The organism is Serratia sp. CoH_134_PS_4, from assembly GCF_058190535.1.
In genome coordinates this window covers 43,239-67,793 of the sequence record NZ_JBXWKI010000003.1, presented here as the reverse complement: position 1 = coordinate 67,793, position 24,555 = coordinate 43,239, and the positions used below count along the sequence as shown (strand labels likewise).

Genomic DNA, 24,555 nt, shown 5'->3' with positions numbered 1-24,555 from the left:
CTAAAACTCAAACTGATAGAGCAAATCTAATGCCTGGTCGAGACCAGACACCGCTTCCAGATACAACTTAGGCATCAGGCGGTAGCGCAACGTCAGCGTGGCCAGTGAGTCGAATATACCCACCCCATATTTTACTTGTAAGCCTGGGAGAACATAACCGCTCACGACAACCTGCGAACTGTCACCGACCCCTTGAGTATCCAGGGCCAAATTACTTACGCCAAACGCCTCGCCGATTTTACCCACAAGTTGACCACTTTGTGCAACCCCCATCCCAATTAACATTGAGGTCATTGCGTTACCATCAGCGCCGGAGCTATTCAGTCCTTGCCCACGCAACAGATAAGACAGCGCTTCCTGCTGCGATTTTGCCGGGTCCGAGAACACCTCCAACTTCGGCGCATCAGCCAGCCCGGTGACGCGCACCCCTGCGGTGACATCGTCTTCGGTCGACTCCGGATTACGGATGGCCTCAAGGTTCAACAACGGCTGATCCGGTGGCCCCGAGAACAGCAACTGTCCCTTGCGGACAATCAAATCCTGACCATAAGCATGGAAGCGCCCGGATGGGATGTCAATCTGACCATTCAAGCCCAACCCGTTTTTATCCTGCACAACTTTCAGATCGCCCTTTAATCGCGCCTTCAGACCAAAGGCATCAAGCCGCACGTCATTGCCAACGTGGATCATCAGGTTGCTATTGATCGGGATCGCCGCCGTTTTCGGTTGTAACGGCTTCAGTTGATCATCCAGCATCACCTCGTCTGAGGAAACACCCACAGCGCTCTCTGGTAGTTCCTGCACAGTAATGCGCGCCCAAGGAATATCAACGGAACCGTTGAGCGAGAACAGCTGCGGCGTGGCCTCGAATATCAAATCCGGCGACACATCAATCCGGATCATGGGCGGTACCGTCACGCGTAGCTTATCGCCCTTAGCGGCAATGCGTGCACGCCATGCGTTGATATCACGCCAATCGGCATCACCGGACAGGTTAAGCTGACCGTGGGTCGTGCTGACCAACCCTTCCAACGTCGACGTCATGCCGTCGAAATTCATCGCCAGCCGGCCTTCCGTCATGTCAAACGGCATCCAGTGCCCCTGCACCTTCACCTTGTCCAGAGCCATCCGGCCATACACTAAAGGCTTTAATGCACTGCCGCCCAAACGCAGGTTGGCGTTCAACATACCCGCGGCTTTTTCGCCCTGCATCAGCGCCGGGTTAATCATCGCCAGTGAAAGATTCGTGATATTGACGTTACCGCTGATATTGCGGCGTACCTGTGGATCAGCCACCTGAATATTGCCGTCAAACTGGCCATTGTTATTCAGTTTGATCAACCAATCGGCCTGCGCCCGACCCTTGGTGAGGCCGGCATTGAGGTTCAACTTGTCAAAGGCAATCGGCAATGGATTCCCCTGCACCTGCTGTACCACTTTAACCCCGTTGCCCACCAACGAGACTTTCGCCTCTGGCAGTGCACCACCAGGCTTCCAGCTAACGTCGGCCCGTCCGGTAAAGACGCCACTCAGGGCCGTCTCCGGGCCAAGGAAAGGTTTGATCATCGCCAGATCAAAACGGTTCAGCACAACGCTTGCCTGGCCGCTCTGACCGGCTTCGATAGTTTTCGGCACGCACAGTTCGGCATTCGGGTTCTGCCAGCAATGTGGCCCAATACTGATTTTCTGCGCGGTATTCAGGTAATCCAGCGCAATGGCGCGCGTTAATCGCCATTCGCCCACCGGCGTATCGAAACGCGTGTTGTTCAGGTTGCCGCGCCAGCGTTGCTGCTGACGGTCGAAACTGCCTTGCAACGCCAGTTGGCCGGATACCGGTTTGCCATCAATTTTCAGTTGCAACTGATGCTGTTTTTCACTGCCTTTGGCATCCAGCGTCAGCAGGTTGATGTCCAACGCATCTTGCTTGAGCCGTTCAACACGCACAGCCAGCTGGCCCTGAATTTGATCGCTGGAACGCACGTCGCCGTCGATTTTCACACGGTTAATGCGTAACGCCTGCCACTGCAGACCAGACGCGGTCAGATCGGCCAATAATTGAGGTGCCTGCAGGTTACCACGCAGTTTAATCAAGCCTTTCGCCGTGCCGCCAAGTCCTGGCAGGGCACCGTCCAGACGCGGTGCGTCAATATTTGCATCCAGGTTCCAACTCTTTTCATCCAGTTGGCCCTTCACGTTCAGTTGGTTGCGTCCCAGCGTCAGGTCGATACCTGGGATTTTCCACTGACCGGCGGCATTGCCGCTAAGCGTGCCACGTGCAGTGACCTTGTTCTGCTTCACGTTACCGTCGAGTTGCAAGACGGGGACCTGCAATTGCCAACTGCCGCCGTGCAGGCTGCCACGCGTGGTAATTTTACCGTCCAACTTCGCTGGCCATTCCGGCCACTGCTTAGCGGTATTGATCCCACTCAGTGTCAGCTGTGAATTCCAGCTGATAGCCTTACTCCAGTCCACCAGCGCCGTCAGATCGGTATTGCCCTGCAAGGCGGCCAACCGCAGGCGTTCCAGCTTAAACTGGTCAGTGTTGCCTTTACCGTCCAGCGTCAATACGGCTGGGGGCAGATCCTGCCCTTTGATATTTGCACGTGTCGACAACGCATAATCGGTCGCCTTGCCATTGAAACGCAGGCGGAAATCATTGATCTGGTACTGCGCCTCACCGCTCAGAGGCCATTTCAGTTGTTTGCTTTGCAGCGTCAACGCGAGCGGCAAACCGGCCTCGGCCAATTGGGTTTGTAGATCAAGCTGCGCGCCAACGGGCCCAGAGAGGTTGAGTGCGACCTTGAGTTCTTCGCGTAAGCCACCGCCAATGTTCAGTTTGATCTTTTCGCCTTTCAGCGGTTCGATGTTCACCGTGCTGTTGGCGACCATCTCTACCGGCCAACTGCCGGTCAGCGTTGCCTGCCCTTGCGCTGACAACGTGCCCTGTGGGGATTTCACATCGAAATTGTCCAGCTTGATATGCTGATCTTGAGTGCTGGCCTGCAACAGCAAGCTTGCGATCAGTACGTCGGTATCCCCTGTCAGCCGTAGCTGTTCACCCCTGATCTCCTTGACGGTGATGTCCAGCGGCAAACGGATATCCGGCAAGTCCGGCAGCAACGGTTTCGCGAACAGTTCTTTCAGCGTTTCGCCCAGTGGCTTCTCTTCGGGCTGCGGTACGGGTTTCGTGGCCGGATTGGCCTTTTCCTCTACTTTCTTCGCTGCGTCTACCACCGGCTGCACGGCCTCCGGCAGCGGATTTTGCGGCGTTTTCGGCAGTGCGATCAGTAATCCGCTGATCTTGGTTGGCAGCAGTGTCAACGCACGTTCCTGCCACTGAGCACCGGTACGGAATTCAGCAAGCGAAATCGCCGTGTCGTCTACGCTGACTTTGACGTTATTCAGCGCCAACATGCGCAAAGTAATCGGGTATGGCGTGCTGAGATTGGTTGTTGGCTCGCTGGTCTCTTCGACTGGCGCGGACGGCGTCATTTCTTTGGTTTTCACCACGACGTCCACGTCCTGTGCCGTCAACGCATTGACGCACAACGCACTGTTTTTAAAGCAGGCCAGATCGAGTGACAAATGGAACTGCCCGGCATTCACGGTGACACCCGGCATTTGATATTTCACGCCTTTCAGCGTCAGATCACGCCAACCGCCGCTGACACTGGCAATATCCAGTCCCGGCACCCAACGCGCCGCACCGTTTATCACCATATGCAAACCACTGGTGGTGCCCAGCAAGAACGCAACCCCGCCAATCAGCAGCAGCAGAATAATCAGGAAACCCAGGCAAATCTTTTTTATCAGGCTCATAGTTCAGGCCCCAAACCAATATAGAACTGCACCCCGTGGGTATCTTTATCCCCAACCGGAGCAGCGATATCCAGTTTCACCGGGCCGACCGGTGACTGCCAGCGCACACCAAAACCGGCACCGGTCTTGAAATTACTCTGGGTGATATCGTTTACGGCTTCACCGGAATCCACAAACACTGCGCCCCACCATTTGCCTGTCACGTTATATTGATACTCCAGCGAACCGGTCAGCATTTTAGAGGCCCCGGTCAACTTGCCGTCGTCGTCGCGAGGGGAAATGCCCTTGTATTTATAACCGCGAATACTGCGGTCACCACCGGCGAAGAATCGCAGGTCTGGCGGTACTCTTTCAAAGTCGTTGGTTTCAATCCACCCTACCTGCCCACGCGCAACAAAGCGGTGCTTGTCGGCCAACGTGCGAATCCAGACGTTCTGTGCCTGCATCAGCGCAAAGTCCACGTCCGAACCCCAGGTGCTGTCAGACACATCAATAGAATAACGTTGACTGTCGCCCCAGGTCGGCATCAAACCACCCCGGGAACGGGTCCGGTTTACGCTCACCCCGGGATACAGCAGCATAGTCGTATTGGTCACGGTACCCTGAGTAAAGTGGTCCCAACGCCAGGTGAGGTTTATCGCCCGTTGCCAGCCGCTGGACAGATCCCAGTTACGGGAGACCACGGCTTTTGACGTGACGGATTTGGTATCGTTGAGGTCGACGTTTTTGAACCCCCCTTGCAGCAGGTAATACTGCTCAAGCGGATTCTTAAGCAACGGGATTTTATAGGTCAAATCGAGCTGCTGTTCCGGGGCCGAAACACTGGCGCTGGTTTCCAGGCTGTGACCACGATCGTTGAGCCACGGTTTTTTCCAGGTGCCCTTCACGCGCGGGCCAACATCCGTGGAATAACCCACCCCGGTTTCAATGGTGTTGCGGGTGCGTGGCGTTACCAACGCATCTAGCGGCAAAATCTTGTTCTCTTTGGCGTCTTGGAAATCAGGAGACACAACCACCGAGTTAAACCAGTTGGTGGCGGACAAACGGCGGTTCAGCTCGGCCAAATCCTCCGAGCTGTAGTAATCCCCCTGATGAAAGGGCACCAGATTTTGCAGATAGTCTTCACGGATTTGCGAGCCGCTGAACTTCACTTGGCCGAAGCGATAACGCTGTCCGCTGTTGAAGTCGATGTCCCAATAGGCCTTATGCAGATCTTCCGCGACACCAAGCTGACTTTTGGTCATGTCAGCATCGAAATAGCCTTTGCGAAGCGCCATGCCGGTCAATGACCCTTTAAAGCTGTCGTACTTGCCGTGATTGAGGATCTCGCCTATCGTCGGCTTGCCTTTCTTGACCAGTGCCAGGTAGTCGTCATCGGTTTTCGCGCCGCCTTCCAACACAATATTGGCACCGGCAATCCGCACAGGTTCACCTGGGTTCACCTTGGCATGCAATACCGGACGTGACAGACCAGGGCGATCGTCCAGGGTAAAGTCGATGGTGGGTTGATAATAGCCGAGCGCTCGCAGCCCCTGACGGACAGCCTCATCCACGCGTGCGCGGAAACGGCCGTCAGTGCTGACCTCTTCCGGCGTGATGGATGACAAACGCACCCGGACGTTTTTTTCCAGTTCCCCGCTAAGTCCTTCAACCTGCAGCCGCACATTCGCCGAATACGCCGCAGGCGTCGCGAGCAGCGCACACAAAAAGCACAGGGCTCGGTATCGTGGCACGCGTTCTCCTTAATTTATTTTACTTTCCTGTAATAACACTCGCTCTGGTACCAGGGCATACTCCGCGCTATCAAGACGGCAGCCCTTTCAGCATTATTCCAGACGCTGCATGTTACGGTTTTACTGTCGCAGTAAACTGGCGCATTCTTCGCTTTTGGCGCTCTAAATACTGCGTTAATCTGATACATAATCTGAATATGTAGCTTATTGTGGGCAAAGTTTCGGTTAGATACAACCGAACTGCCGCGTCTTAGGCCAATTCTTACTGTGACAACAGGAGTCAACCGTGGTGCCATTTTTTGATAAAACACAAACCGTCGACAAGGCGAACGCACTGCCTGGCCGCACGACTCCCATGCCGGTTGCCACACTCAATGTGGTCACCGATCATTCGATGACTCACGTGCCGGATGGCATGGCGGTAGCGATCTTCGCCATGGGCTGTTTCTGGGGTGTGGAGCGCCTGTTCTGGCAACAGCCGGGGGTATACAGCACCGCTGCGGGCTACAGCGGCGGCTATACGCCGAATCCAACCTACCGTGAAGTGTGCAGTGGCCAGACCGGCCATACTGAGGTGGTTCGTGTCGTGTTCGATCCGAAAATCATCAGCTATAAGCAGCTGCTGCAGGTCTTCTGGGAAAACCACGACCCGGCACAGGGCATGCGTCAAGGTGGCGATGTCGGCACCCAGTACCGCTCGGCAATTTATACGCTAACGCCAGAACAGCAGGCCGAAGCCGAAAACAGCCTGCAGCGCTTCCAGCGGGCCATGGTTGAAGCGGGCGACAAGCGCACCATCACGACTGAAGTCGTGCCCGCGCTGCCGTTTTACTATGCCGAAGATGACCACCAGCAATATCTGTACAAGAACCCTGAAGGCTACTGTGGCTTGGGCGGTATCGGTGTCTGCTTGCCTCCTCAACGCTAACTCACTGGCCAGCGGTAATTTTTAACCGCTGGCGGCTCCTGTAAGGCTGCTGCTATACTGTGCGGGCCGCATCTGCGGCCTGATAGCCTCCTTTCTGGTTGTTATCACTACTTTTTTTACAATGTACTACCCTTCCTCAAGAGCGCCGTCATCCCGTCGGCACGTATGGATAGATTATGTTAAACAGTATTTTACTGATTCTTTTTCTGATCGCAGTGAGTGCGTTTTTCTCGCTGTCGGAAATATCTCTGGCCGCGTCACGCAAGATTAAACTGAAACTGATGGCTGACGAAGGTAACGTCAATGCTACCAAAGTCCTCAAGCTGCAAGAAACGCCGGGGTTGTTCTTTACCGTGGTGCAGATTGGCCTGAACGCCGTCGCCATCCTGGGTGGTATCGTCGGTGATGCAGCCTTTTCTCCTAGTTTTAAAGTGTTGTTCGACCGTTTCTTATCCCCAGAGATGGCTGAGCAGGTTAGCTTCATCTGCTCGTTCGTGCTGGTGACCAGCTTGTTTATCCTGTTCGCAGATTTGACGCCGAAGCGCATCGGTATGATTGCACCAGAGACGGTCGCCGTCCGGATCATCAACCCGATGCGTTTCTCGATCATGATTTTCCGGCCGCTGGTTTGGTTCTTCAACGGTATGGCAAACCTGATTTTCCGTCTGTTCAAACTGCCGATGGTGCGTAAAGACGACATCACCTCCGACGATATCTATGCGGTGGTGGAAGCCGGTGCGCTGGCTGGCGTTCTGCGTAAGCAAGAGCATGAACTGATCGAAAACGTTTTCGAGCTGGAATCACGTACGGTGCCTTCGTCGATGACCTCACGTGAAAGCGTGGTTTACTTTGATCTGCGCGAGAGCGAAGAAAGCATCATCGAGAAAGTCTCAACGCATCCGCACTCCAAGTTCCTGGTGTGTGACGGCAATATCGATCAGGTTGTCGGCTACGTTGACTCCAAAGACTTGTTAAACCGCGTGCTGGGTAATCAAAGCCTGGTATTGAGCAGTGGTGTGCAGATCCGTTCAGCCCTGATCGTGCCAGATACCCTGACGTTGTCTGAAGCATTGGAAAGCTTTAAAACGGCGGGTGAAGACTTTGCCGTCATTCTCAATGAATATGCATTGGTTGTGGGCATCATCACGCTGAATGACGTAATGACCACGCTGATGGGTGATTTGGTCGGCCAGGGTCAGGAAGAACAGATCGTGGCGCGCGATGAGAACTCATGGCTGATTGAAGGCGGTACGCCTATCGATGACGTGATGCGCGTGCTGGATATCGACGAGTTCCCACAAGCAGGTAACTACGAGACTATTGGCGGCTTTATGATGTATATGCTGCGCAAGATCCCTAAGCGTACCGATTTCGTCAAATATGCCGGCTACAAGTTTGAAGTGGTAGATATCGACAGCTACAAGATTGACCAGCTGCTGGTCACCCGGTTGAGCGATAAGCCGGCGTCGACGCTGCCAAAAGCGCCGGACGACACCCCTTCAGCCTGACGCACCTACAGCAAAAACATAAACGGCCCCCTCGGGGCCGTATTTTTTGATTGGCGCTCTGTGCCCAATCACCCCATTTCAGACTGCAGCAGCAACACCTGACGGTTTACCTCTGACATCACACTGAAATGGCGCCTGTCGCGGATTTTTGGCAACAGGATTTTTCCTTCATCGAATTCAAACGCACCAACATCTTTGATATACAGCCGACCGCGAAACAAGGTCTTTACATACTTTGCCACTTTCAACGGATTATAACGCTGGAAGATTTTCATTCTATTACTCTCCTCCGTTTGTCCATGCGCTCAGCGAGCCGCCAAGGTGGCAGCCTCTAAAATAAGAACGCAACGTGATTGCCATGTAGTAGACCCAGTAAAGACCATATCGTTCATTTCCGCTTGGAGATCTGCACTGGATTTACACTTTTTGACAGAATTGTATATGATAATATATAACTTTTTCAGTATATCCCTTCAAAATACAGGCATTTGCCCCCAGAAGGAAAAACTGCGATCCGGCTAACAGGACAGACCTCTGATCACCACCTATGCTTTAGGCTATCGGGTGCTGTCGGCACCATTTCCCCTTAAGGAGAAGGCATGAAAAAAAGTCACATGCTCATTGTATCCCTGCTGTTTGCTCCCCTTTTTGCCTCCGCGCACAACTTCCAGCTCCAGCAACGCGTCGCACCGGTTGGCGTCAGCGATAAAGGAGAGTTGGATTACGCTAATAATAAGTTTAGCTATCAAAACTGGAATAGCGCGCAGCTCAGTGGGAAAGTGCGAGTGATCCAACACATTGCCGGCCGCAGTTCTGCCAAGGACATGAACGACCCACTGATAGAAGCGATTAAGAAAGCTAAGCTACCGCACGATCGTTACCAAACGACGACAATTGTGAATACCGACGATGCGTTGCTCGGCACCGCGATGTTTGTGCGCAACAGCATTGAAGACAGCAAGAAAGAGTTCCCGTGGTCGCAGTTTATTGTCGACAGCAACGGCAATGTACGAAAAGCGTGGGATCTGCAGCCAAAGGGCTCAGCCATTGTGGTGTTGGATAATCAAGGCAGGATCCAGTTTGCCAAAGACGGCGCACTGACACCGGAAGAAGTGCAGCAGGTCATGACCCAACTGCACCAGCTTCTGGCAAAGTAAATTAGAACAGCGATACCCGAAAGCCGGGGTTAAGGAACGATTCACGCGGTGTGTAGAGCAGAGGTTTGCCCTGCCAATCGTGGATCTGCGCCCCGGCCGCAACGGCGACGGCATGACCGGCAGCGGTATCCCAGATGTTAGTTGGCCCAAAACGTGGGTACAGCTGCGCTTTACCTTCCGCGACCAGACAAAACTTTAACGAGGATCCGACAGAAACCGTCTGATGCTCGCCCAACTGGTTCAGGTAATCCTTCAATTCTTCGTCACTGTGTGAGCGGCTGACGACCACCAGCGGTGGGTGGGCGTTACTGACGCTAATGGCCTGGCGTCGGCCCTTTTCTTCTTTCCAGGCTTTGCCGCGCTCGGCCAGATACAGCACGTCAATCGCCGGGGCGTAAACCACGCCCATCACGGCTTGGCCGTCTTCAATCAGCGCAATATTTACCGTGAATTCACCATTGCGGTTGAGGAATTCCTTGGTGCCGTCCAACGGATCGACCAGCCAATAACGCGTCCAGCTCTGCCGTTCAGTCCACGCCGGTGGATCTTCCTCTGAGAGCAGCGGGATGCCCGGCGTTAATACCGCAAGACCGCGTTTGATAATATGGTGCGCCGCCAAGTCGGCCGCTGTCACCGGAGAATCGTCTTTTTTCTTTGCAGCATCAAGCGGTTGTTCACCTTGATACACCGCCATGATCGCCGCACCCGCCTCGCGGGACAGTTGGCAAATTTGTTCTAACATCATTCACCTCAGATAAATACCCTGAATAACTGGAGCTGCACCGCGGTGGAAAGTCTACGAATCCCCGGAGCACAGTCCACTATGTGACCGGAGTGACCAGACGTAGCCAACAAAGAGGCAACTTCAAGTATGACGGGTATACAGTTCAGTGGGGCATTTCCCCTTTCTCATTGCTAGCAGCCTAGTTTTTTTTGCAGGGAATATCCATCATAACGATTTAACCTGCGGTAATTACTCAAGTCTTTCCCGTCACAACTGCGATATTTCCTCAGATACCTCGGTCAGTTTTCTGCCACACTTCACAGTTTGGTGAGACAACCAATGTTAATTACATGTCCCTCTGCGATAAAACTCGAAAAATGGAATGGAGAAAGCCAAAAATGATGAAGCGTTCGCTGACGTTGTCTGCCCTCGCTGTACTGGTTTGCGCCTCGGTGCAGGCGGCTACGGTCGATCTGCGCGTGCTGGAAACGACCGACCTGCACAGCAACATGATGGACTTCGATTACTACAAGGATAAACCGACCGATAAATTCGGTCTGGTGCGTACCGCCAGCCTGATTGAACAGGCTCGTCAACAAGCGGCCAATACGGTGTTGGTGGACAATGGCGACATTATTCAGGGTAGCCCGCTCGGCGACTATATGGCGGCCAAAGGCTTGAAGCCGGGAGATGTTCACCCGGTGTATAAAGCGATGAATACCCTGAACTATGTGGTTGGCAACATCGGTAACCACGAGTTCAACTACGGGCTCGACTACCTGAAAAATGCCATTGCCGGAGCCAAATTCCCGTATATCAACGCCAACGTCATCGACGCTAAAACACAGAAACCCTTGTTCACACCTTACATTATCGTCGATACACCGGTAAAAGATCGTGATGGCAAAGAACATACTTTGCGAATTGGCTATATCGGTTTTGTACCGCCGCAAATTTTGGTCTGGGATAAAGCCAACTTGCAGGGCAAGGTTAGGGTTAACGACATCACCGAAACCGCTAAACGCTATGTACCGGAAATGCGCAAACAAGGCGCCGACCTGGTGGTCGCTATCCCGCACTCCGGCTTGTCCAGCGAGCCATACAAGGCAATGGCAGAAAATTCGGTGTACTACCTCAGCCAAGTACCAGGCATTGACGCCATCATGTTCGGCCATGCTCACGCCGTGTTCCCAAGTAAGGACTTTGCCAATATCAAAGGCGCAGACATTGCACAGGGTACGCTCAATGGCATACCTGCGGTAATGCCGGGTCAATGGGGTGATCACCTCGGCGTAGTCGATCTGCAGCTAAACAACGACTCTGGCAGTTGGAAAGTGGCCTCCGCCAAAGCGGAAGCACGGCCAATCTACGACAAAGAGAACAAGAAATCGCTGGCCGCAGAAGATGCCAGTCTGGTGAAAGTCCTGGCGGAAGATCATAAAGGCACACGTGATTTCGTCAGTAAACCCGTCGGTAAAGCGGACGACAACATGTACAGCTATTTGGCACTGATTCAGGATGATCCCACAGTGCAAATCGTGAATAATGCGCAGAAGGCTTACGTGGAGCACTATATTCAGGGCGATCCCGACCTGGCCGACCTGCCCGTGCTGTCAGCCGCTGCACCGTTCAAGGTGGGCGGACGCAAAAACGATCCGGCCAGCTTCGTCGAAGTGGAAAAAGGCCAGCTCACCTTCCGTAACGCTTCGGATCTTTACCTCTATCCCAATACCTTGGTGGTCGTGAAAGCCAGCGGCAAAGAGGTGAAGGAGTGGCTCGAGTGTTCCGCTGGGCAATTTAATCAGATCGACGTTAACAGCCCCAAACCACAGGGCCTGATCAACTGGGACGGTTTCCGCACCTATAACTTTGATGTGATTGACGGGGTAAATTACCAGATCGACGTCAGCCAGCCTGCGCGTTACGACGGTGAATGCCAGTTGATCAACGATAAGGCGGAACGCATCAAAGATCTGACATTCAAAGGCAAGCCTATTGATCCAAACGCCACCTTCCTGGTTGCCACCAATAACTACCGTGCTTACGGTGGTAAGTTTGCCGGCACCGGCGATCAACATATTGCCTTCGCTTCGCCGGATGAGAACCGTTCGGTGCTGGCCGCTTATATCAGCGCTGAAACTAAGCTGCATGGCGCAGTACGGCCACAGGTGGATAATAACTGGCGTTTGGCGACGTTCAGTAGCCCTCAGCCACTGGATATTCGTTTCGAAACATCACCAAGCGAGAAGGCTACGGCGTTTATCAAAACCCATGCCCAGTATCCAATGAAATCCGAAGGTACGGATAACATTGGATTTGCGGTTTATCAGATTGATTTAAGCAGCAAATAAGCAGTAGGCCGGAGGGGAAATCACCTTCCCTCTGGCCATCTACCCCTTTTTCTCTCTGGCGCGCCCTTTAAATTGCATTTAAAATGCATGTTATAGTTTTTCATTTAAAGAGGCCTTCCCATGAATTACCGTGACCAATCCCTCGGCGCTCTCGCCATCGCTATTCCCCGGGCATCACGCCTGTTCCGCCTGAACGACTTGGATTTCTGCTGTGGCGGCAAACAAACGCTGCAACGCGCCGCCGAGCGCAGAGGGCTGGATATCGACCGTCTGGAAACCGAATTGGCCGTCCTCGCCGCCAAACCGGAACAAACCCGCGACTGGCGCACTGCGCCCCTCGGCGAAGTGATTGACTATATCCTGCCACGCTTCCATCAGCGGCACCGTGAACAGTTAGCCGAGCTGGTACTGATGGCAGAAAAAGTCGAACGGGTTCATGCCGACAAACCCACCTGTCCACGTGGACTGGCGAAACAGTTGAACCTGATCCGGCTGGATCTGGAAAATCATATGATGAAAGAAGAACAGATCCTGTTCCCGATGATCAAGCAAGGTATGGGACGCCAGGCGAGTGGACCCATCTCGGTGATGGAACATGAGCATGACGACGCGGGCGAACAGTTGGAAGTGGTAAAGTTCCTCACCAACAACGTGACGCCACCAGAAGGTGCCTGCAATACCTGGCAGGCGCTGTATGGCGGTATCGACGAGTTCATCGGTGACCTGATGGAACACATCAATCTGGAGAACAACCTGTTGTTCCCGCGCGCACTGAACGGCGCATAAAACAAGGGCGCCATGTAGGCGCCCAGAGAAACCTGTCAGAGGATTACAGAATTTCCAGCAGTTCGACGTCAAACACCAGCGCGCTGAATGGCGGGATGGATGCGCCAGCACCACGCTCGCCGTAGGCCAGGTCGTGTGGAATATACAACTGCCATTTAGAACCGACCGGCATCAGGGTCAGCGCTTCGATCCAACCTGGGATCACACCGCTAACCGGGAATTCTGCCGGTTGGCCGCGCTCTACGGAGCTGTCGAACACGTCACCGTTGATCAGACGGCCGGTGTAATGCACACGCACGCGATCCTGACGGGACGGGATTGGGCCATTGCCCTGCTCCAGTACGGAGAACTGCAGACCGGATTCGGTCAGCGTCACTTCGTCACGCTTGGCGTTGTCTTCCAGGAATTTCTGGCCTTCAACAGCCATCGCCTGTTGACGATCACGACGCACGGCATCCGCACGTTCGTGGATTTCACGCAGCGCACGGTGCACCACGTCTACCGGAACCGCCGGGGCATTCCCTTCCAGCGCGTCACGCAAACCTGCCAGCAAAGCTTCCGGTTGTAAACCTTCCAGACCGGACTCTTGTAACTGCTGGCCGACCTGTAAACCAATCCCGTAGCTCGCCTGCGCTTCAACGCTGTCAAAAGAAGGGGTTGTCATGGGGTTTTCCTTTAGTCTGTAAAAAGTCGAAAGCGCAGCATAACAGCGCCGCAATGCCGGGTAAAATCTTGTGTGGAGAATGATGACTTTTGTCGTAGAAAAAGAAACAATAACCCTCAGTTAACACCCGCTCCCGCGAGCCCAGGCGAATCGCCTGTCGCAACAGGCATGGGTTTGCTGCTGCCTTTCACTTCAATCAGTTAGCAGACTATACTGGAAACAGGGCATCGGGTCGGCGGTACACCCTTTTGTACCGTGATATTTTTACGCCGTTGAAGAGAGGTTACCATGGGCAGAATCTCGCCCAGGAGAAGGAAGACCACCCGAGTCTACCAGCCGTTGTTGCGCACCTGGTTGAACTTCAGCCAGCGCCTGAAGCCGGGGTCCGCGCCAGAGGCAGTAGAGAATCCGGATTCAGAACAACCACCGGAAAGCGGTAAGGGGCAAAACATCAAAGCGCTAATGCTGAAGATCTGGCACCTGCCGGACGGCTTCGGTTGGATGGAGCCATTACCCTATTTCCACCGCCGCTGGACACTGATTTTCGGCTGCATCTTGCTACTGGCACTGCTGTGGCCGTATTCATCGGAAAACAGCGGGCAGCCATTCCCGGTCACCCAGCAGGGCAACAACATACCCCTGCAGGCCGATCTGCAAAATGATCCTCAGCAGCAGCACGCCGCCGAACCGGAACCCGCCGGCAACTGGCAGCGTTACCAGATCCAACCAGGGCAAACGCTGGCGCAACTGTTCCGCGACAATAGTCTGCCGGTGAATGAAGTCTTCGCGATGGCGCAGGTGGAAGGTAACGATAAACCACTCAGCAACATGAAGGCCGGCCAGGAAGTGCGTATCGAACGTGACACCAACGGCGTGATTACTGCATTATCGGTCACTGCCGCGGATAACACTCAGGTATTATTCCGCCGCCAGGCCGACGGCAGCTATCGCCGCGAGCGTTAACCTTGCCCCGGCCATTGACCGCGTGATCGCACGCAATGGCCAGGCAACTTAAATCTGCGCCAATAAAAAGTCGCGCAGCACGATGCCGTGGTTGTGCTGTGTGTCTTTGCTGCCATAGAGCAAGGTTAAGGGCTCCCCTTGCCGTAATAACGCCACCAGGGGCCGCCAGGCGTCATTTTCAGCCAATTGCTGCCGGTAACGGCTCTCAAATAATTCCCACTGTTCAAGGTGCTGGTGAAACCACTGTCGTAGTGTGTTATCTGGCGCAATCTCTTTTAGCCACTGCACTCCCAGTAACTGCTCCTTACTGATGCCCCGCGGCCATAACCGGTCAATCAGGTAACAGTTAACCGGTGCAGGGCCTGTAAACCCATACACGCGTTCTAAGTGAATCTCTGCCATTTGCCGCTGCTCCTCACCCAAGGTGCTGGCAGAATAACGCGTTTTACCGGGCGCAGAAAAGCAAAACGCCAGCACGAGGCTGGCGTTTTAACTTGGTGAACAGGAGCGATTAAGCTTCTGCTACCACAACTACATTCAGCTGTGCGAACACGTCGCTGTGTACCTGGAAGTGAACTTCGTGTTCACCAGTGGTACGCAGAACGCCATTCGGCAGACGAACTTCGCTCTTGGCAACTTCAACGCCTGCCGCAGTAACTGCGTCAGCGATGTCGCGGGTGCCGATAGAGCCGAACAGTTTACCTTCGTCGCCTGATTTAGACGCGATGGTGACTGAACCCAGTTCGTTGATCTTGGTTGCGCGAGCTTCAGCAGCGCCCAGAACGTCAGCCAGTTTGGCTTCCAGTTCTGCACGACGTGCTTCGAAGAACTCTACGTTTTTCTTGGTAGCAGGAACAGCTTTGCCCTGTGGTACCAGGAAGTTACGGGCGTAGCCCGCTTTAACGTTAACTTGATCACCCAGGCTGCCCAGGTTTGCTACTTTATCAAGCAGAATAACTTGCATTACCTTATCCTCTCAAAGTCGTTAATGGACAGTGGCCGATTACTGATGACGATCAGTGTACGGCAACAAAGACAGGTAGCGCGCGCGCTTGATAGCACGGGCCAGCTGGCGCTGATATTTTGCACGAGTACCGGTAATACGGCTCGGGACAATTTTACCACTTTCAGTGATGTAGTTTTTCAGCGTAGCGATGTCTTTATAGTCAATCTCTTGAACGCCTTCCGCGGTGAAACGGCAGAACTTGCGACGACGGAAATAACGTGCCATTAGGCTAGTCTCCAGAATCTATCAATTCAATCTGCTCGGCATGCAGAACCAGTTTGTTCAGCCCGTTGCGCCCTTGATGGCTGCTAACAAAGCCTTGCACGGTTATCTGACTGCCGACCGTTAATCTTTGAGTTAGTGCTTGTGACTGTTGTCCGCTGACAACCACGGGCATTCGGCACCATGCTTGTCTGCTGAATCCGGCTTCCATTTGCTGCGAACGGTGCTCAAGCACAAATTGGCAGTGGGGTATCCCGGAAGGACTCACTTTTCGAACCGGCGTCTTGCACACAGTGCCCGACAAAACCAGACGATTAGATGTCACGGCAGCAATTACTCTTCAGAATCCCCAGCATCTGCATCATCTGCGGTTTCGTTAGCGAAGTCTTCGCGGCGATCGCCACGACGTTCGTCTTTCGCTTTAACCATCGGAGATGCTTCAGTTACCGCGTGCTTAACGCGCATAACCATGCTACGGATAACGGCGTCGTTGAAGCGGAAGTTTGTTTCCAGCTCATCGATCGCTTCCTGCGGAGCTTCAACGTTCAGCAGAACGTAGTGAGCTTTGTGCAGTTTGTTGATCGGGTAAGCCAGTTGACGGCGGCCCCAGTCTTCCAGACGGTGAATCTGACCAGCAGCGTTAGTGATGGTAGCACTGTAACGCTCGATCATGCCCGGAACCTGTTCGCTTTGGTCAGGATGGACCATAAAAACGATTTCGTAATGACGCATCGAATTGCTCCTTACGGATTATTCAGCCTCCTGTCAGGGTCAACCGCGGCCCATGGAAGCAAGGAACGTGTATGTGTGTGCGGCTGAAAAAATGACGCGTAATCATACTTGCGCTAGCGGGGAAACTCAAGGACCGAGGGGGATTTATTATCAGTAATGCGAGCCTGCTACGGAAATAGCACGATTTGCTGTCTGCACAACCTATGTACACAGATCCATCACTTCAGAAAATCTTTCAATGAAATCATCACTGATGCGCAAAATTCATTCATTTTTTTTGAAAGAGGCTATCAAAATACCTCCCTTTTTAATCCTGAATGAAGGTCTAAAATTGTACTTATCCGCCGCAGACAGCGCGACGAAAAAGATTCGAGGTTATTCAATACATACAAATAACTTTTTGCTGCACTGGCACCGGCTGTCAGGCCGTTGAAGCAAACAGTTAAGAGAGGCACTTATGAAACACGTTACCATCGCCACTGCCATTGCTTTACTGTTTTCTGCCCATGCCATGGCCGCCACTGAAATCACATCACATCAGGCCGATCAACGCCAAAGCGTTGGGTTTGTGACCCTAAACCAGGACGTTGTTTCCCCTGACGATGCCAGTAGCCAAGTGAACAAAATAGCCGAGCAGCGCGGCGCGACGGCCTATCGGATCATCGCTCTGCATGAACCTGAAAACAACAGCACCATGCATGTGAGTGCCGAGCTGTATCGCTAAGAGAAAATGCAGCACCAGGAAGTCAGCCGCGCCCAAAAGCGGCAAATAAAAATGTGAATGTCATCGTCAGCCCCCTGATTCAGGGGGCTTTTTTTATAACGTGCGCCTGAAGAAATCGGCCGTTACGCTAAGCGCCTGTGGTGTAATGCGGTGCTTGACGTCAGGTTCCGTAAGCAACGTTAGTTGTTGATCCCAACCGCTCTGACGAAGTTCGGTCGCCAACCGCAAGCTTTCTGCCACCGGCACTAAATCATCTGCCTCGCCGTGCCACAACAACAGAGGGCGATCGGCAATTTTCTCCAACTGGTGTTCCAGACCATAATCCGCGAGCGCAGCAATACGAGCCTCAAAGCCGTTTGCTGTCAAAGGGTTGCCCTGTTCATCCAAAGGGGGGAACAGTGTCTGCGCCAGGGACGTGTAATACCCGGCCCCCATCAGGCTGGCAGCCGCTTTCACCCATGGGTAACGGGCGAAGCTCCCCAGTGTTGTCATCCCGCCCATAGACGCACCGGCAACGCCGATACGTCCTTCAGCAATCAGTCCGCGCTGTTCAAAATGCGCTTTCAGCGCCGGCAACTCATCGATATTGCTGCGCAGGATCTCCCAAAAACGGGATAACCGCTTCTGTTCATCTCCGTCAAAGCGCTCGCCGTGAAAATCGGCATCCGGCAACACCACGCGAAATCCTGCCTTGGCTAACGCATAGCCAAAATAGGCATACACTTCTTTAGACGAGGTATAACCATGGTAGAAAAATATCGTCGGCAGCGGCTGATGGTACTGCCCCGCAGGTACCGCGTGGATCACGGCAATATTCCCTGCCCGCTCGTCATAGATTTCAATCATCCGTTTTCCCTCTGCATATTTGTTGCCTTCATAATGGCAAACTTGCGCTAAAAAGCATTAGCTCAATCTGTTCCAATTTATAATGGGTTACACTGAAATCATGCCGTCGACTTTCCCGAGGTGCTCATGAAGCTTTCCCGCCTGTTGCTCCCCCTAACACTGATCACGCTGCTTAGCGCCTGCGGCATCATGACCACAACCCCAAAAGCACCGCCATCACCGACCGGTCAAGCACAGGAGATCACCCGGACACAAACCGGCACTCTGGTGAAAATGGGTACCACCAGCGCCCTGGTCCGCGGCAGCCCGATGGATGTGGAAGCGGCAATACAGCAGAAAGCCAACGCCAGTGGGGCTCGTTATTACATGATCATTATGAACAGTGAAACCGTGGTTCCCGGCCAATGGTACTCACAGGCGATCCTGTATCGGTAACCTTTAGAGTTTTAATAAGATTTACATTGGCTTTGCACAGACTGAAGTTGGATATTGCACACTGGCAAACAGCGCGCCGCACCCTGCGGCGTGGATACAGGATCCGACGAAGGGGAACGCCATGACACGCTCCGCCGCACTCACCGCCCTCCTGCTTTCCATGGGGTTACTTAGCGCCAGCGCCCAGTCCGCTGAACTGGCCCCCGCAGACCGCGTGACGCCTCTTAGCGAAATTGCTGAAATCACCCTAAATAACCTGTCCGGCTCACCTCAGGATGTAGAACAACTGATAGCCCGTAAGGCCGATGAACACGGGGCCAGCTATTATCGAATCCTGAAGATGGAAGAACAGGCGCACCAACCTGGCTGGCGCGCCTCGGCAATACTCTATCTTTAATAGGTCATGCAAGCCGCATTCAGTACGCCGCCGCTGATCGAAACGCCCCCCAGGAAAATCCCGGCGGCCACGTGATTAGATTCAATCTTGTCACTGATCCGCGGCATGTAAATTTTCACCGCCGCAAACAGCAGCAGTTGCACCACTAAAGCCACGACGCCCCATAGCAAGTAGTCCAACAGACTGACAGAGTTGATCGCCGCACTGGCCAGCGGGATCACATAACCCAGGCAAGCACCAATGAAGCCGAAAGCAGCAGACTGATTGTCGGCCTTAATCAACGCCCATTCGTCGTGTGGTGTAATGCGGGTATAAACAAACAAGAACACCAGAACCATGGCAAAGCCACTGAAGAAATAAGAGGCGAATGCCGCCAACGCGCTAAGAATATCCATGTCATGCTTCCTGATCAGAGGTCAGTATCCCTTACGGGCCAAGTGCTGAATTAAAAAGCTTTTCTCGTTCTGGCGCCACTGTTTTCCCTAGCCTCCCATCGCTCGGGTAAACAGCGTTTCGCACAGCCGGTCTGGTAACGCCCTTTCACCACGGGCATCGAGCATCATTTGACACCAGGCCTCTGCCAACGGGGGGGAACTGTGTCGCAGAAGCTGTGCCGCAGCGAACAAATTGAATAATGTCCCGGTAACCGCGCGCCCTTGCTCTTCATGCGGTTTACGCATCAGCTGGAGCACCCGCCGCCACTGATGATCATAATGGCGGTTTTGTCCCTTCACTTCGCCAAGTTCGCGCTCCAAAGCCTCCTGCACCGCCGGCAGTTTTCCCCATGCCCGCATCACGTCCAGGCACATGATATTGCCTGACCCTTCCCAGATGCTGTTTACCGGCATTTCACGGTACAGTCGCGGCAACTCACTCTCTTCGCAGTAACCGATTCCTCCTAACGCCTCCATGGCTTCACCAACAAAAGGGATGCCTTGTCGGCAAACTTCAAATTTCGCTGCTGGGGTCATCACACGGCACAGCGCCTGCTCCAAAGGCGCACCGGTACCCACGCTGTCGTAGGCACGCGCCAGTCGCATCAAGGCCGCTGTCTGTCCCTCTAACCGCAACGCCATCCGCGCTAACACCTGGCGCATCATCGGCTGTTCGATCAGTGGCTTGCCAAACGCCTGTCGCTGCAAAACATGATATAGCGCTACCGATAAGCCACGCCGCATCAAACCGTGGCTGCCCAATGCACAGTCAAAACGGGTCAGCCCGCCCATTTTCAGGATATGTCGTACGCCATCGCCCTCCTCACCCACCAGCCAGGCGATGGCATCCTGGAATTCAACTTCACTGCTAGCATTGGAGCGGTTGCCGAGTTTGTCTTTGAGACGTTCCAGCCGTATTGCGTTGCGCGTGCCGTCAGGCAGGATCCGCGGCAGAAAGAAGCAAGACAGCCCGCCTTCCGCCTGTGCCAGCACCAGGTGCGCATCACTCTGTGGCACCGAGAAGAACCATTTGTGCCCCACGAGCCGGTAAGCTTCACCCGGGCCACGTGCAGCCAGCGGCGTGGCCGTTGTGGTATTGCTTAATACATCGGACCCCCCTTGTTTCTCGGTCATCCCCATACCAATCAGTAATCCGCGTTTTTGTCCGCCAGGCAACAAATGGGCGTCGTAACGATCAGACAGCAGCGGCGTCAGCCAAGTCTGGAACTCCGCGGGTAATGAACGTTGCAATAATGGAATTGCACCAAAAGTCATGGTCACCGGGCACAACGTGCCGGCTTCAACCTGGGCGTGTAACACAAAACGCGCGGCACGTGCCACAAATGACCCCATGCGCGCATCCTCTTCCCACGGCAGATTGTGCACGCGGTTAGCGATCAAGCCTTGCATCAGGATATGCCAGGCAGGATGAAAACGGACATCATCCAGCCGCTGGCCGGTGGCGTCATAGCGCAGCAGTTCGGGCGGATTGACGTTGGCCAACCGCCCCAGTTCCAGTGACTCCTGAGTACCCAACTGTTGGCCTAACGAAGCCAGCACGTCGGCATCCCAACCGGCTTGCTCACGCTGTATTGCCTCAAGCAGCGGCGTGTCAGACAGGAAGAGATTGCTGTTACCCAGTGGCTTCGGCTGATTAAAAACGGTGTGTGTATTCCAGACCATGAGCTTGCTCCCTGATAAAAGCGTCAGGAGTAATTATGGTCGTCAGGGCGATTTCTGCCGCAGGTGAGATCACAGGGTGGGAAATGAGAAGGTAATAAGGGCGCAATGCCTACATTGCGCCCTTATGGGTAAATCAACTGCGCTGACGTACTGCTTCGAACAAACAGATGCCGGTAGCAACAGACACGTTCAAGGAAGAAACCGTTCCTGCCATCGGGATACTGATCAACTCATCACAGTGTTCGCGGGTCAGACGACGCATACCTTCGCCTTCCGCCCCCATTACCAGCGCCATCGGGCCCGTCATTTTGCTCTGGAACAGCGTGTGATCGGCTTCACCAGCAGTACCAACCACCCAGACGTTCATCTCCTGCAACAAACGCAGCGTACGCGCCAGGTTGGTGACACGGATCAACGGAACATTTTCCGCCGCGCCGCAGGCCACTTTCTTGGCGGTTGCGTTCAATTGAGCGGAACGATCGCGAGGGACGATCACCGCGTGTACACCGGCAGCGTCAGCACTGCGCAGACAGGCGCCGAGGTTATGTGGGTCGGTCACGCCGTCCAATACCAACAGGAATGGCGTATCCACGCTTTCCAGCAGCGCCGGCAAATCATTTTCCTGATACTGACGCCCTTCACGCACCCGGGCAATAATCCCCTGATGCACTGCGCCTTCAACTTTATCGTCCAGCCACTGGCGGTTCGCCACCTGGATAACAATACCGGTCGCTTCCAGCTCAGCAATCAGCGGCTGCAAGCGGCGGTCATCTCGCCCTTTGAGGATAAACACTTCCAGGAAGCGTTGCGGATCGTTATCTAACAGGGCTTTGACGGCATGGATACCGTAAATAATTTCGCTCATGATGCTCTTTTAACTGTGCGGCTGGCGTTTGCCAGCCGGTGATAATAACGTGTGGCAGGTTAAGCCTGCTCAGCACCTTTCTTCTTGCCGGCGCGTTTGGCCTTAGTCGCCGCCGCTATTTTCCGGGTTTTATCGGACACTTTCTTGGCTTTCGCCTTTTTGTCTTTCTTCACCTTGTCGGCAGGCTTGGCGTCATCTTTACGGAAAGCGCTGTCAGGTTCGAAGTTAGCCGGTGTCTTGCCACCACGACGTTTACGCGGTGCTTGCGTACGGCCTGCGCCTGCGCCGCCACGTAGGGTGCGTTGGCCGCCCTTGGCACGATCGCGTTCAGTTTTGCCTTCACCGCGTGGTTTACGGGTGCTGGAGACCAACGCAAAGTCAATTTTGCGCTCATCCATATGCACTGCTTCCACGCGGATCTCCACGGTATCGCCCAAGCGATAAACCACACCTGAGGATTCGCCAATCAGTCGCTGGCCGATATTATCGTAGCGATAGTAATCATTATCCAGCGATGACACATGCACCAGGCCGTCGATAAACAGATCGTTCAAACGGACGAAGAACCCAAAGCCCGTCACGCTGGCAATAATACCGCTGAACACTTCCCCGACGTGATCCTGCATAAAGTCGCATTTTAACCAGTCAGCGACATTACGTGTCGCTTCATCGGCGCGACGTTCAGCCATCGAACAGTGCTCGCCCAGCTGCAGCATCTCTTCGAACTCACTGTGCCAACCGCCTGTCGGGGTCCAGCGCTCTTTCGGCTGACCATGCTCTTTAGCCAGCACATATTTGATCGCGCGGTGCAGTGCCAGATCGGGGTAACGACGAATCGGCGAAGTGAAGTGACCATAAGAAGCCAACGCCAAACCAAAGTGGCCGCGGTTTTCAGGATCGTAGATCGCCTGCTTCATGGAGCGCAGCAACATGGTTTGCAGCATTTCATGGTCAGGACGTTCGGACACTTCATCCATCAAGGTCGCGTAGTCTTTCGGTTGCGGCTTGTTGCCGCCACCCAGTGTCAGACCCAACTCGCTCAAGACGCTTCGCAGTGCCGTAATGTGATCGTCGCTTGGACGATCGTGCACACGGAACAGCGCCGGCTCGTTGTGCTTCTCAACAAAGCGCGCAGCGGCAACGTTCGCTATGATCATACACTCTTCGATCAGTTTATGAGCATCGTTACGTACCGTTGGCTCAACGCGTTCGATACGACGCTCGGCGTTGAAGATAAACTTGGCCTCTTCCGTTTCGAAAGCAATGCCTCCGCGTTCGGCACGCGCTTGATCCAACACCTTGTACATCGCATGCAGTTCCTGCAGGTGTTTGACCAACGGATGATAATGCTCACGCAGCTCCTGATCGCCCTGCAGAATGTGCCAGACTTTGTTGTATGTCAGGCGAGCATGCGAGCTCATCACCGCTTCATAGAACTTGGATGTCGACAGACGCCCCTGGGCGGAGATGGTCATCTCACACACCATACACAGGCGATCTACCTGCGGGTTAAGCGAACACAGGCCGTTGGACAGCACTTCCGGCAGCATAGGGATAACCTGCGACGGGAAGTATACCGACGTTGCACGGTTACGTGCTTCGTCATCCAGCGCTGTACGCGGACGAACATAATAGCTGACGTCGGCAATGGCGACCCACAGGCGCCAACCCCCGCCACGTTTTTTCTCACAGTAGACCGCATCATCAAAATCGCGCGCATCTTCACCGTCAATCGTTACCAGCGGCAGATGACGCAGGTCAACACGGCCTTTTTTGGCCGCTTCAGGCACCTGCTCGCTAAGATCGGCAACCTGTTTTTCCACCTGTGGTGGCCAAACATGCGGGATTTCGTGGGTACGCAGCGCGATATCCACCGCCATGCTGGTGCCCATTTTATCGCCGAGGATCTCAACGATCTTGCCAACCGCTTTAGTACGACGGGTCGGGCGTTGGGTCAGTTCAACCACCACCATAAAGCCCATGCGTGCGCCACTCACCGCATCGGCTGGGATCAGGATATCAAAGCTCAGGCGACTGTCGTCTGGTACGACAAAGCCAGTACCGGCATCCATAAAGAAACGGCCAACGATTTGGCTGGTTTTCGGTACCAACACCCGCACAATACGGGCTTCGCGGCGACCCTTGCGATCTGCGGCCATTGCCTGTGCCAGCACCACATCACCGTGGATCGCCATTTTCATCTGCTCGGCGGACAGATACAGGTCATCTTTGCTGCCTTCAATGCGCAAGAAACCGAAGCCATCACGGTGGCCAATGACGGTACCCCGCAGCAGATCCAGGCGTTCCGGCAGCGCATAGCACTGGCGGCGAGTAAATATCAATTGGCCGTCACGTTCCATTGCACGCAGACGACGGCGTAATGCCTCTAAAGGCTCTTCCCCGGTTAAATTCAGTTCTTTGGCCAGCTCTTCGCGGCTGGCCGGCGTTTCTCTTTTCGCCAGATGGGCCAGAATGAATTCACGGCTCGGGATTGGGGATTCATATTTTTCTGCTTCTCGTTCCAGGAATGGATCTTGTGACATTGCGGTTCCTCCGTTGTCATCAGCAGGGTGTCGCT

General features: G+C 54.1%; 24 protein-coding genes. 9 read left to right on the top strand and 15 right to left on the bottom strand.

Features of this window, described 5'->3' with window-relative positions; genetic code table 11:
• The gene (tamB, locus tag AC2FCQ_RS07280) at window positions 1-3,819 is read right to left on the bottom strand and encodes an autotransporter assembly complex protein TamB (protein ID WP_490307959.1); all 3,819 of its coding nucleotides are present in this window, start codon (window positions 3,817-3,819) and stop codon (window positions 1-3) included.
• Complete coding sequence (tamA, locus tag AC2FCQ_RS07275) at window positions 3,816-5,552, bottom strand: autotransporter assembly complex protein TamA (RefSeq protein ID WP_209634316.1); 1,737 nt, start codon at window positions 5,550-5,552, stop codon at window positions 3,816-3,818. Before tamA ends, tamB begins: the two co-directional genes overlap by 4 nt.
• Before the next feature lie 289 nt (window positions 5,553-5,841).
• Here tamA and msrA point away from each other — a divergent pair, with 289 nt between their 5' ends.
• A complete protein-coding gene (gene msrA / locus AC2FCQ_RS07270) occupies window positions 5,842-6,480 on the top strand; it encodes a peptide-methionine (S)-S-oxide reductase MsrA (RefSeq protein WP_265556264.1) in 639 nt (212 codons plus the stop codon).
• Window positions 6,481-6,656: 176 nt separating this feature from the next.
• On the top strand, window positions 6,657-7,988 hold the full coding sequence (gene paeA / locus AC2FCQ_RS07265; RefSeq protein ID WP_209634314.1) for a polyamine export protein PaeA: 1,332 nt from the start codon (window positions 6,657-6,659) through the stop codon (window positions 7,986-7,988).
• A gap of 68 nt (window positions 7,989-8,056) precedes the next feature.
• Here paeA and AC2FCQ_RS07260 read toward each other — a convergent pair whose 3' ends face one another.
• A complete protein-coding gene (locus AC2FCQ_RS07260; RefSeq protein ID WP_490307958.1) occupies window positions 8,057-8,263 on the bottom strand; it encodes a DUF1107 domain-containing protein in 207 nt (68 codons plus the stop codon).
• Between the two features lie 324 nt (window positions 8,264-8,587).
• On the opposite strand from AC2FCQ_RS07260, the gene AC2FCQ_RS07255 reads away from it, so the two are divergent.
• On the top strand, window positions 8,588-9,145 hold the full coding sequence (locus AC2FCQ_RS07255) for a YtfJ family protein (RefSeq protein WP_037423240.1): 558 nt from the start codon (window positions 8,588-8,590) through the stop codon (window positions 9,143-9,145).
• 1 nt (window position 9,146) lies between these two features.
• On the opposite strand, the gene cysQ is transcribed toward AC2FCQ_RS07255, so the two are convergent.
• Entirely contained in the window at window positions 9,147-9,887 is a 741-nt protein-coding gene (gene cysQ / locus AC2FCQ_RS07250; protein ID WP_265556245.1) for a 3'(2'),5'-bisphosphate nucleotidase CysQ, read from the bottom strand.
• A gap of 380 nt (window positions 9,888-10,267) precedes the next feature.
• On the opposite strand from cysQ, the gene AC2FCQ_RS07245 reads away from it, so the two are divergent.
• Window positions 10,268-12,220, top strand: a complete 1,953-nt coding sequence (locus AC2FCQ_RS07245) for a bifunctional 2',3'-cyclic-nucleotide 2'-phosphodiesterase/3'-nucleotidase (protein WP_265556246.1) — start codon at window positions 10,268-10,270, stop codon at window positions 12,218-12,220.
• 120 nt (window positions 12,221-12,340) lie between these two features.
• A complete protein-coding gene (gene ytfE, locus AC2FCQ_RS07240; protein WP_404760307.1) occupies window positions 12,341-13,006 on the top strand; it encodes an iron-sulfur cluster repair protein YtfE in 666 nt (221 codons plus the stop codon).
• Window positions 13,007-13,049: 43 nt separating this feature from the next.
• Here the strand turns inward: ytfE and bamJ are convergent, their stop codons facing one another.
• Window positions 13,050-13,670 (bottom strand): BamJ family beta-barrel-assembly machinery protein, encoded by a 621-nt coding sequence (bamJ, locus tag AC2FCQ_RS07235; protein WP_037423251.1) that lies wholly within the window; start codon window positions 13,668-13,670, stop codon window positions 13,050-13,052.
• A gap of 288 nt (window positions 13,671-13,958) precedes the next feature.
• On the opposite strand from bamJ, the gene AC2FCQ_RS07230 reads away from it, so the two are divergent.
• Window positions 13,959-14,633 (top strand): OapA family protein, encoded by a 675-nt coding sequence (locus tag AC2FCQ_RS07230; RefSeq protein WP_490307957.1) that lies wholly within the window; start codon window positions 13,959-13,961, stop codon window positions 14,631-14,633.
• 48 nt (window positions 14,634-14,681) lie between these two features.
• Here the strand turns inward: AC2FCQ_RS07230 and AC2FCQ_RS07225 are convergent, their stop codons facing one another.
• The 5 genes from AC2FCQ_RS07225 to rpsF all read right to left on the bottom strand — a co-directional run bounded on the left by AC2FCQ_RS07225 (window position 14,682) and on the right by rpsF (window position 16,593).
• Complete coding sequence (locus AC2FCQ_RS07225; RefSeq protein WP_265556247.1) at window positions 14,682-15,035, bottom strand: DUF488 domain-containing protein; 354 nt, start codon at window positions 15,033-15,035, stop codon at window positions 14,682-14,684.
• A gap of 109 nt (window positions 15,036-15,144) precedes the next feature.
• Window positions 15,145-15,597, bottom strand: a complete 453-nt coding sequence (gene rplI / locus AC2FCQ_RS07220) for a 50S ribosomal protein L9 (protein WP_209634300.1) — start codon at window positions 15,595-15,597, stop codon at window positions 15,145-15,147.
• 39 nt (window positions 15,598-15,636) lie between these two features.
• Window positions 15,637-15,864 (bottom strand): 30S ribosomal protein S18, encoded by a 228-nt coding sequence (gene rpsR / locus AC2FCQ_RS07215; RefSeq protein WP_000135199.1) that lies wholly within the window; start codon window positions 15,862-15,864, stop codon window positions 15,637-15,639.
• A 4-nt stretch (window positions 15,865-15,868) separates the two neighbouring features.
• On the bottom strand, window positions 15,869-16,186 hold the full coding sequence (gene priB, locus AC2FCQ_RS07210) for a primosomal replication protein N (RefSeq protein ID WP_037422542.1): 318 nt from the start codon (window positions 16,184-16,186) through the stop codon (window positions 15,869-15,871).
• An 8-nt stretch (window positions 16,187-16,194) separates the two neighbouring features.
• On the bottom strand, window positions 16,195-16,593 hold the full coding sequence (gene rpsF, locus AC2FCQ_RS07205) for a 30S ribosomal protein S6 (RefSeq protein WP_006317459.1): 399 nt from the start codon (window positions 16,591-16,593) through the stop codon (window positions 16,195-16,197).
• 457 nt (window positions 16,594-17,050) lie between these two features.
• Here rpsF and AC2FCQ_RS07200 point away from each other — a divergent pair, with 457 nt between their 5' ends.
• Window positions 17,051-17,317: a YdgH/BhsA/McbA family protein gene (locus AC2FCQ_RS07200; protein WP_209634298.1), complete on the top strand. Its 267-nt coding sequence runs from the start codon at window positions 17,051-17,053 to the stop codon at window positions 17,315-17,317.
• Between the two features lie 93 nt (window positions 17,318-17,410).
• On the opposite strand, the gene yjfP is transcribed toward AC2FCQ_RS07200, so the two are convergent.
• Window positions 17,411-18,163 carry an esterase gene (gene yjfP, locus AC2FCQ_RS07195; RefSeq protein ID WP_490307956.1) on the bottom strand — a complete coding sequence of 251 codons (753 nt, stop codon included), beginning with the start codon at window positions 18,161-18,163 and terminating at the stop codon, window positions 17,411-17,413.
• A gap of 126 nt (window positions 18,164-18,289) precedes the next feature.
• Between yjfP and bsmA the strand changes: the two genes are divergently transcribed.
• Together bsmA and AC2FCQ_RS07185 are read left to right on the top strand one after the other, a co-directional pair.
• Window positions 18,290-18,598 carry a biofilm peroxide resistance protein BsmA gene (gene bsmA / locus AC2FCQ_RS07190; protein WP_490307955.1) on the top strand — a complete coding sequence of 103 codons (309 nt, stop codon included), beginning with the start codon at window positions 18,290-18,292 and terminating at the stop codon, window positions 18,596-18,598.
• A 121-nt stretch (window positions 18,599-18,719) separates the two neighbouring features.
• Window positions 18,720-18,995, top strand: coding sequence for a YdgH/BhsA/McbA family protein (locus AC2FCQ_RS07185; protein WP_037422554.1), 276 nt, complete (start codon window positions 18,720-18,722; stop codon window positions 18,993-18,995).
• Here the strand turns inward: AC2FCQ_RS07185 and AC2FCQ_RS07180 are convergent.
• The 4 genes from AC2FCQ_RS07180 to rnr all read right to left on the bottom strand — a co-directional run bounded on the left by AC2FCQ_RS07180 (window position 18,992) and on the right by rnr (window position 24,520).
• Window positions 18,992-19,390 carry a DUF350 domain-containing protein gene (locus tag AC2FCQ_RS07180; RefSeq protein ID WP_209634290.1) on the bottom strand — a complete coding sequence of 133 codons (399 nt, stop codon included), beginning with the start codon at window positions 19,388-19,390 and terminating at the stop codon, window positions 18,992-18,994. The two genes, AC2FCQ_RS07185 and AC2FCQ_RS07180, sit on opposite strands and share 4 nt — an antisense overlap.
• A gap of 87 nt (window positions 19,391-19,477) precedes the next feature.
• Window positions 19,478-21,112 (bottom strand): isovaleryl-CoA dehydrogenase, encoded by a 1,635-nt coding sequence (locus AC2FCQ_RS07175; protein ID WP_209634288.1) that lies wholly within the window; start codon window positions 21,110-21,112, stop codon window positions 19,478-19,480.
• A gap of 133 nt (window positions 21,113-21,245) precedes the next feature.
• Window positions 21,246-21,977 carry a 23S rRNA (guanosine(2251)-2'-O)-methyltransferase RlmB gene (rlmB, locus tag AC2FCQ_RS07170; RefSeq protein WP_037422563.1) on the bottom strand — a complete coding sequence of 244 codons (732 nt, stop codon included), beginning with the start codon at window positions 21,975-21,977 and terminating at the stop codon, window positions 21,246-21,248.
• A 59-nt stretch (window positions 21,978-22,036) separates the two neighbouring features.
• Window positions 22,037-24,520, bottom strand: a complete 2,484-nt coding sequence (gene rnr / locus AC2FCQ_RS07165; RefSeq protein ID WP_490307954.1) for a ribonuclease R — start codon at window positions 24,518-24,520, stop codon at window positions 22,037-22,039.
• Window positions 24,521-24,555: the final 35 nt, after the last annotated feature.

Coding starts and splice junctions, on each gene's coding strand:
- tamB (WP_490307959.1), bottom strand. CDS start 3,819: ATGAGCCTGATAAAAAAGATTTGCCTGGGTTTCCTGATTATTCTGCTG.
- paeA (WP_209634314.1), top strand. CDS start 6,657: ATGTTAAACAGTATTTTACTGATTCTTTTTCTGATCGCAGTGAGTGCG.
- AC2FCQ_RS07260 (WP_490307958.1), bottom strand. CDS start 8,263: ATGAAAATCTTCCAGCGTTATAATCCGTTGAAAGTGGCAAAGTATGTA.
- AC2FCQ_RS07255 (WP_037423240.1), top strand. CDS start 8,588: ATGAAAAAAAGTCACATGCTCATTGTATCCCTGCTGTTTGCTCCCCTT.
- cysQ (WP_265556245.1), bottom strand. CDS start 9,887: ATGTTAGAACAAATTTGCCAACTGTCCCGCGAGGCGGGTGCGGCGATC.
- AC2FCQ_RS07245 (WP_265556246.1), top strand. CDS start 10,268: ATGATGAAGCGTTCGCTGACGTTGTCTGCCCTCGCTGTACTGGTTTGC.
- ytfE (WP_404760307.1), top strand. CDS start 12,341: ATGAATTACCGTGACCAATCCCTCGGCGCTCTCGCCATCGCTATTCCC.
- bamJ (WP_037423251.1), bottom strand. CDS start 13,670: ATGACAACCCCTTCTTTTGACAGCGTTGAAGCGCAGGCGAGCTACGGG.
- AC2FCQ_RS07230 (WP_490307957.1), top strand. CDS start 13,959: ATGGGCAGAATCTCGCCCAGGAGAAGGAAGACCACCCGAGTCTACCAG.
- AC2FCQ_RS07225 (WP_265556247.1), bottom strand. CDS start 15,035: ATGGCAGAGATTCACTTAGAACGCGTGTATGGGTTTACAGGCCCTGCA.
- rplI (WP_209634300.1), bottom strand. CDS start 15,597: ATGCAAGTTATTCTGCTTGATAAAGTAGCAAACCTGGGCAGCCTGGGT.
- rpsR (WP_000135199.1), bottom strand. CDS start 15,864: ATGGCACGTTATTTCCGTCGTCGCAAGTTCTGCCGTTTCACCGCGGAA.
- rpsF (WP_006317459.1), bottom strand. CDS start 16,593: ATGCGTCATTACGAAATCGTTTTTATGGTCCATCCTGACCAAAGCGAA.
- AC2FCQ_RS07200 (WP_209634298.1), top strand. CDS start 17,051: ATGAAACACGTTACCATCGCCACTGCCATTGCTTTACTGTTTTCTGCC.
- yjfP (WP_490307956.1), bottom strand. CDS start 18,163: ATGATTGAAATCTATGACGAGCGGGCAGGGAATATTGCCGTGATCCAC.
- bsmA (WP_490307955.1), top strand. CDS start 18,290: ATGAAGCTTTCCCGCCTGTTGCTCCCCCTAACACTGATCACGCTGCTT.
- AC2FCQ_RS07185 (WP_037422554.1), top strand. CDS start 18,720: ATGACACGCTCCGCCGCACTCACCGCCCTCCTGCTTTCCATGGGGTTA.
- AC2FCQ_RS07180 (WP_209634290.1), bottom strand. CDS start 19,390: ATGGATATTCTTAGCGCGTTGGCGGCATTCGCCTCTTATTTCTTCAGT.
- AC2FCQ_RS07175 (WP_209634288.1), bottom strand. CDS start 21,112: ATGGTCTGGAATACACACACCGTTTTTAATCAGCCGAAGCCACTGGGT.
- rlmB (WP_037422563.1), bottom strand. CDS start 21,977: ATGAGCGAAATTATTTACGGTATCCATGCCGTCAAAGCCCTGTTAGAT.
- rnr (WP_490307954.1), bottom strand. CDS start 24,520: ATGTCACAAGATCCATTCCTGGAACGAGAAGCAGAAAAATATGAATCC.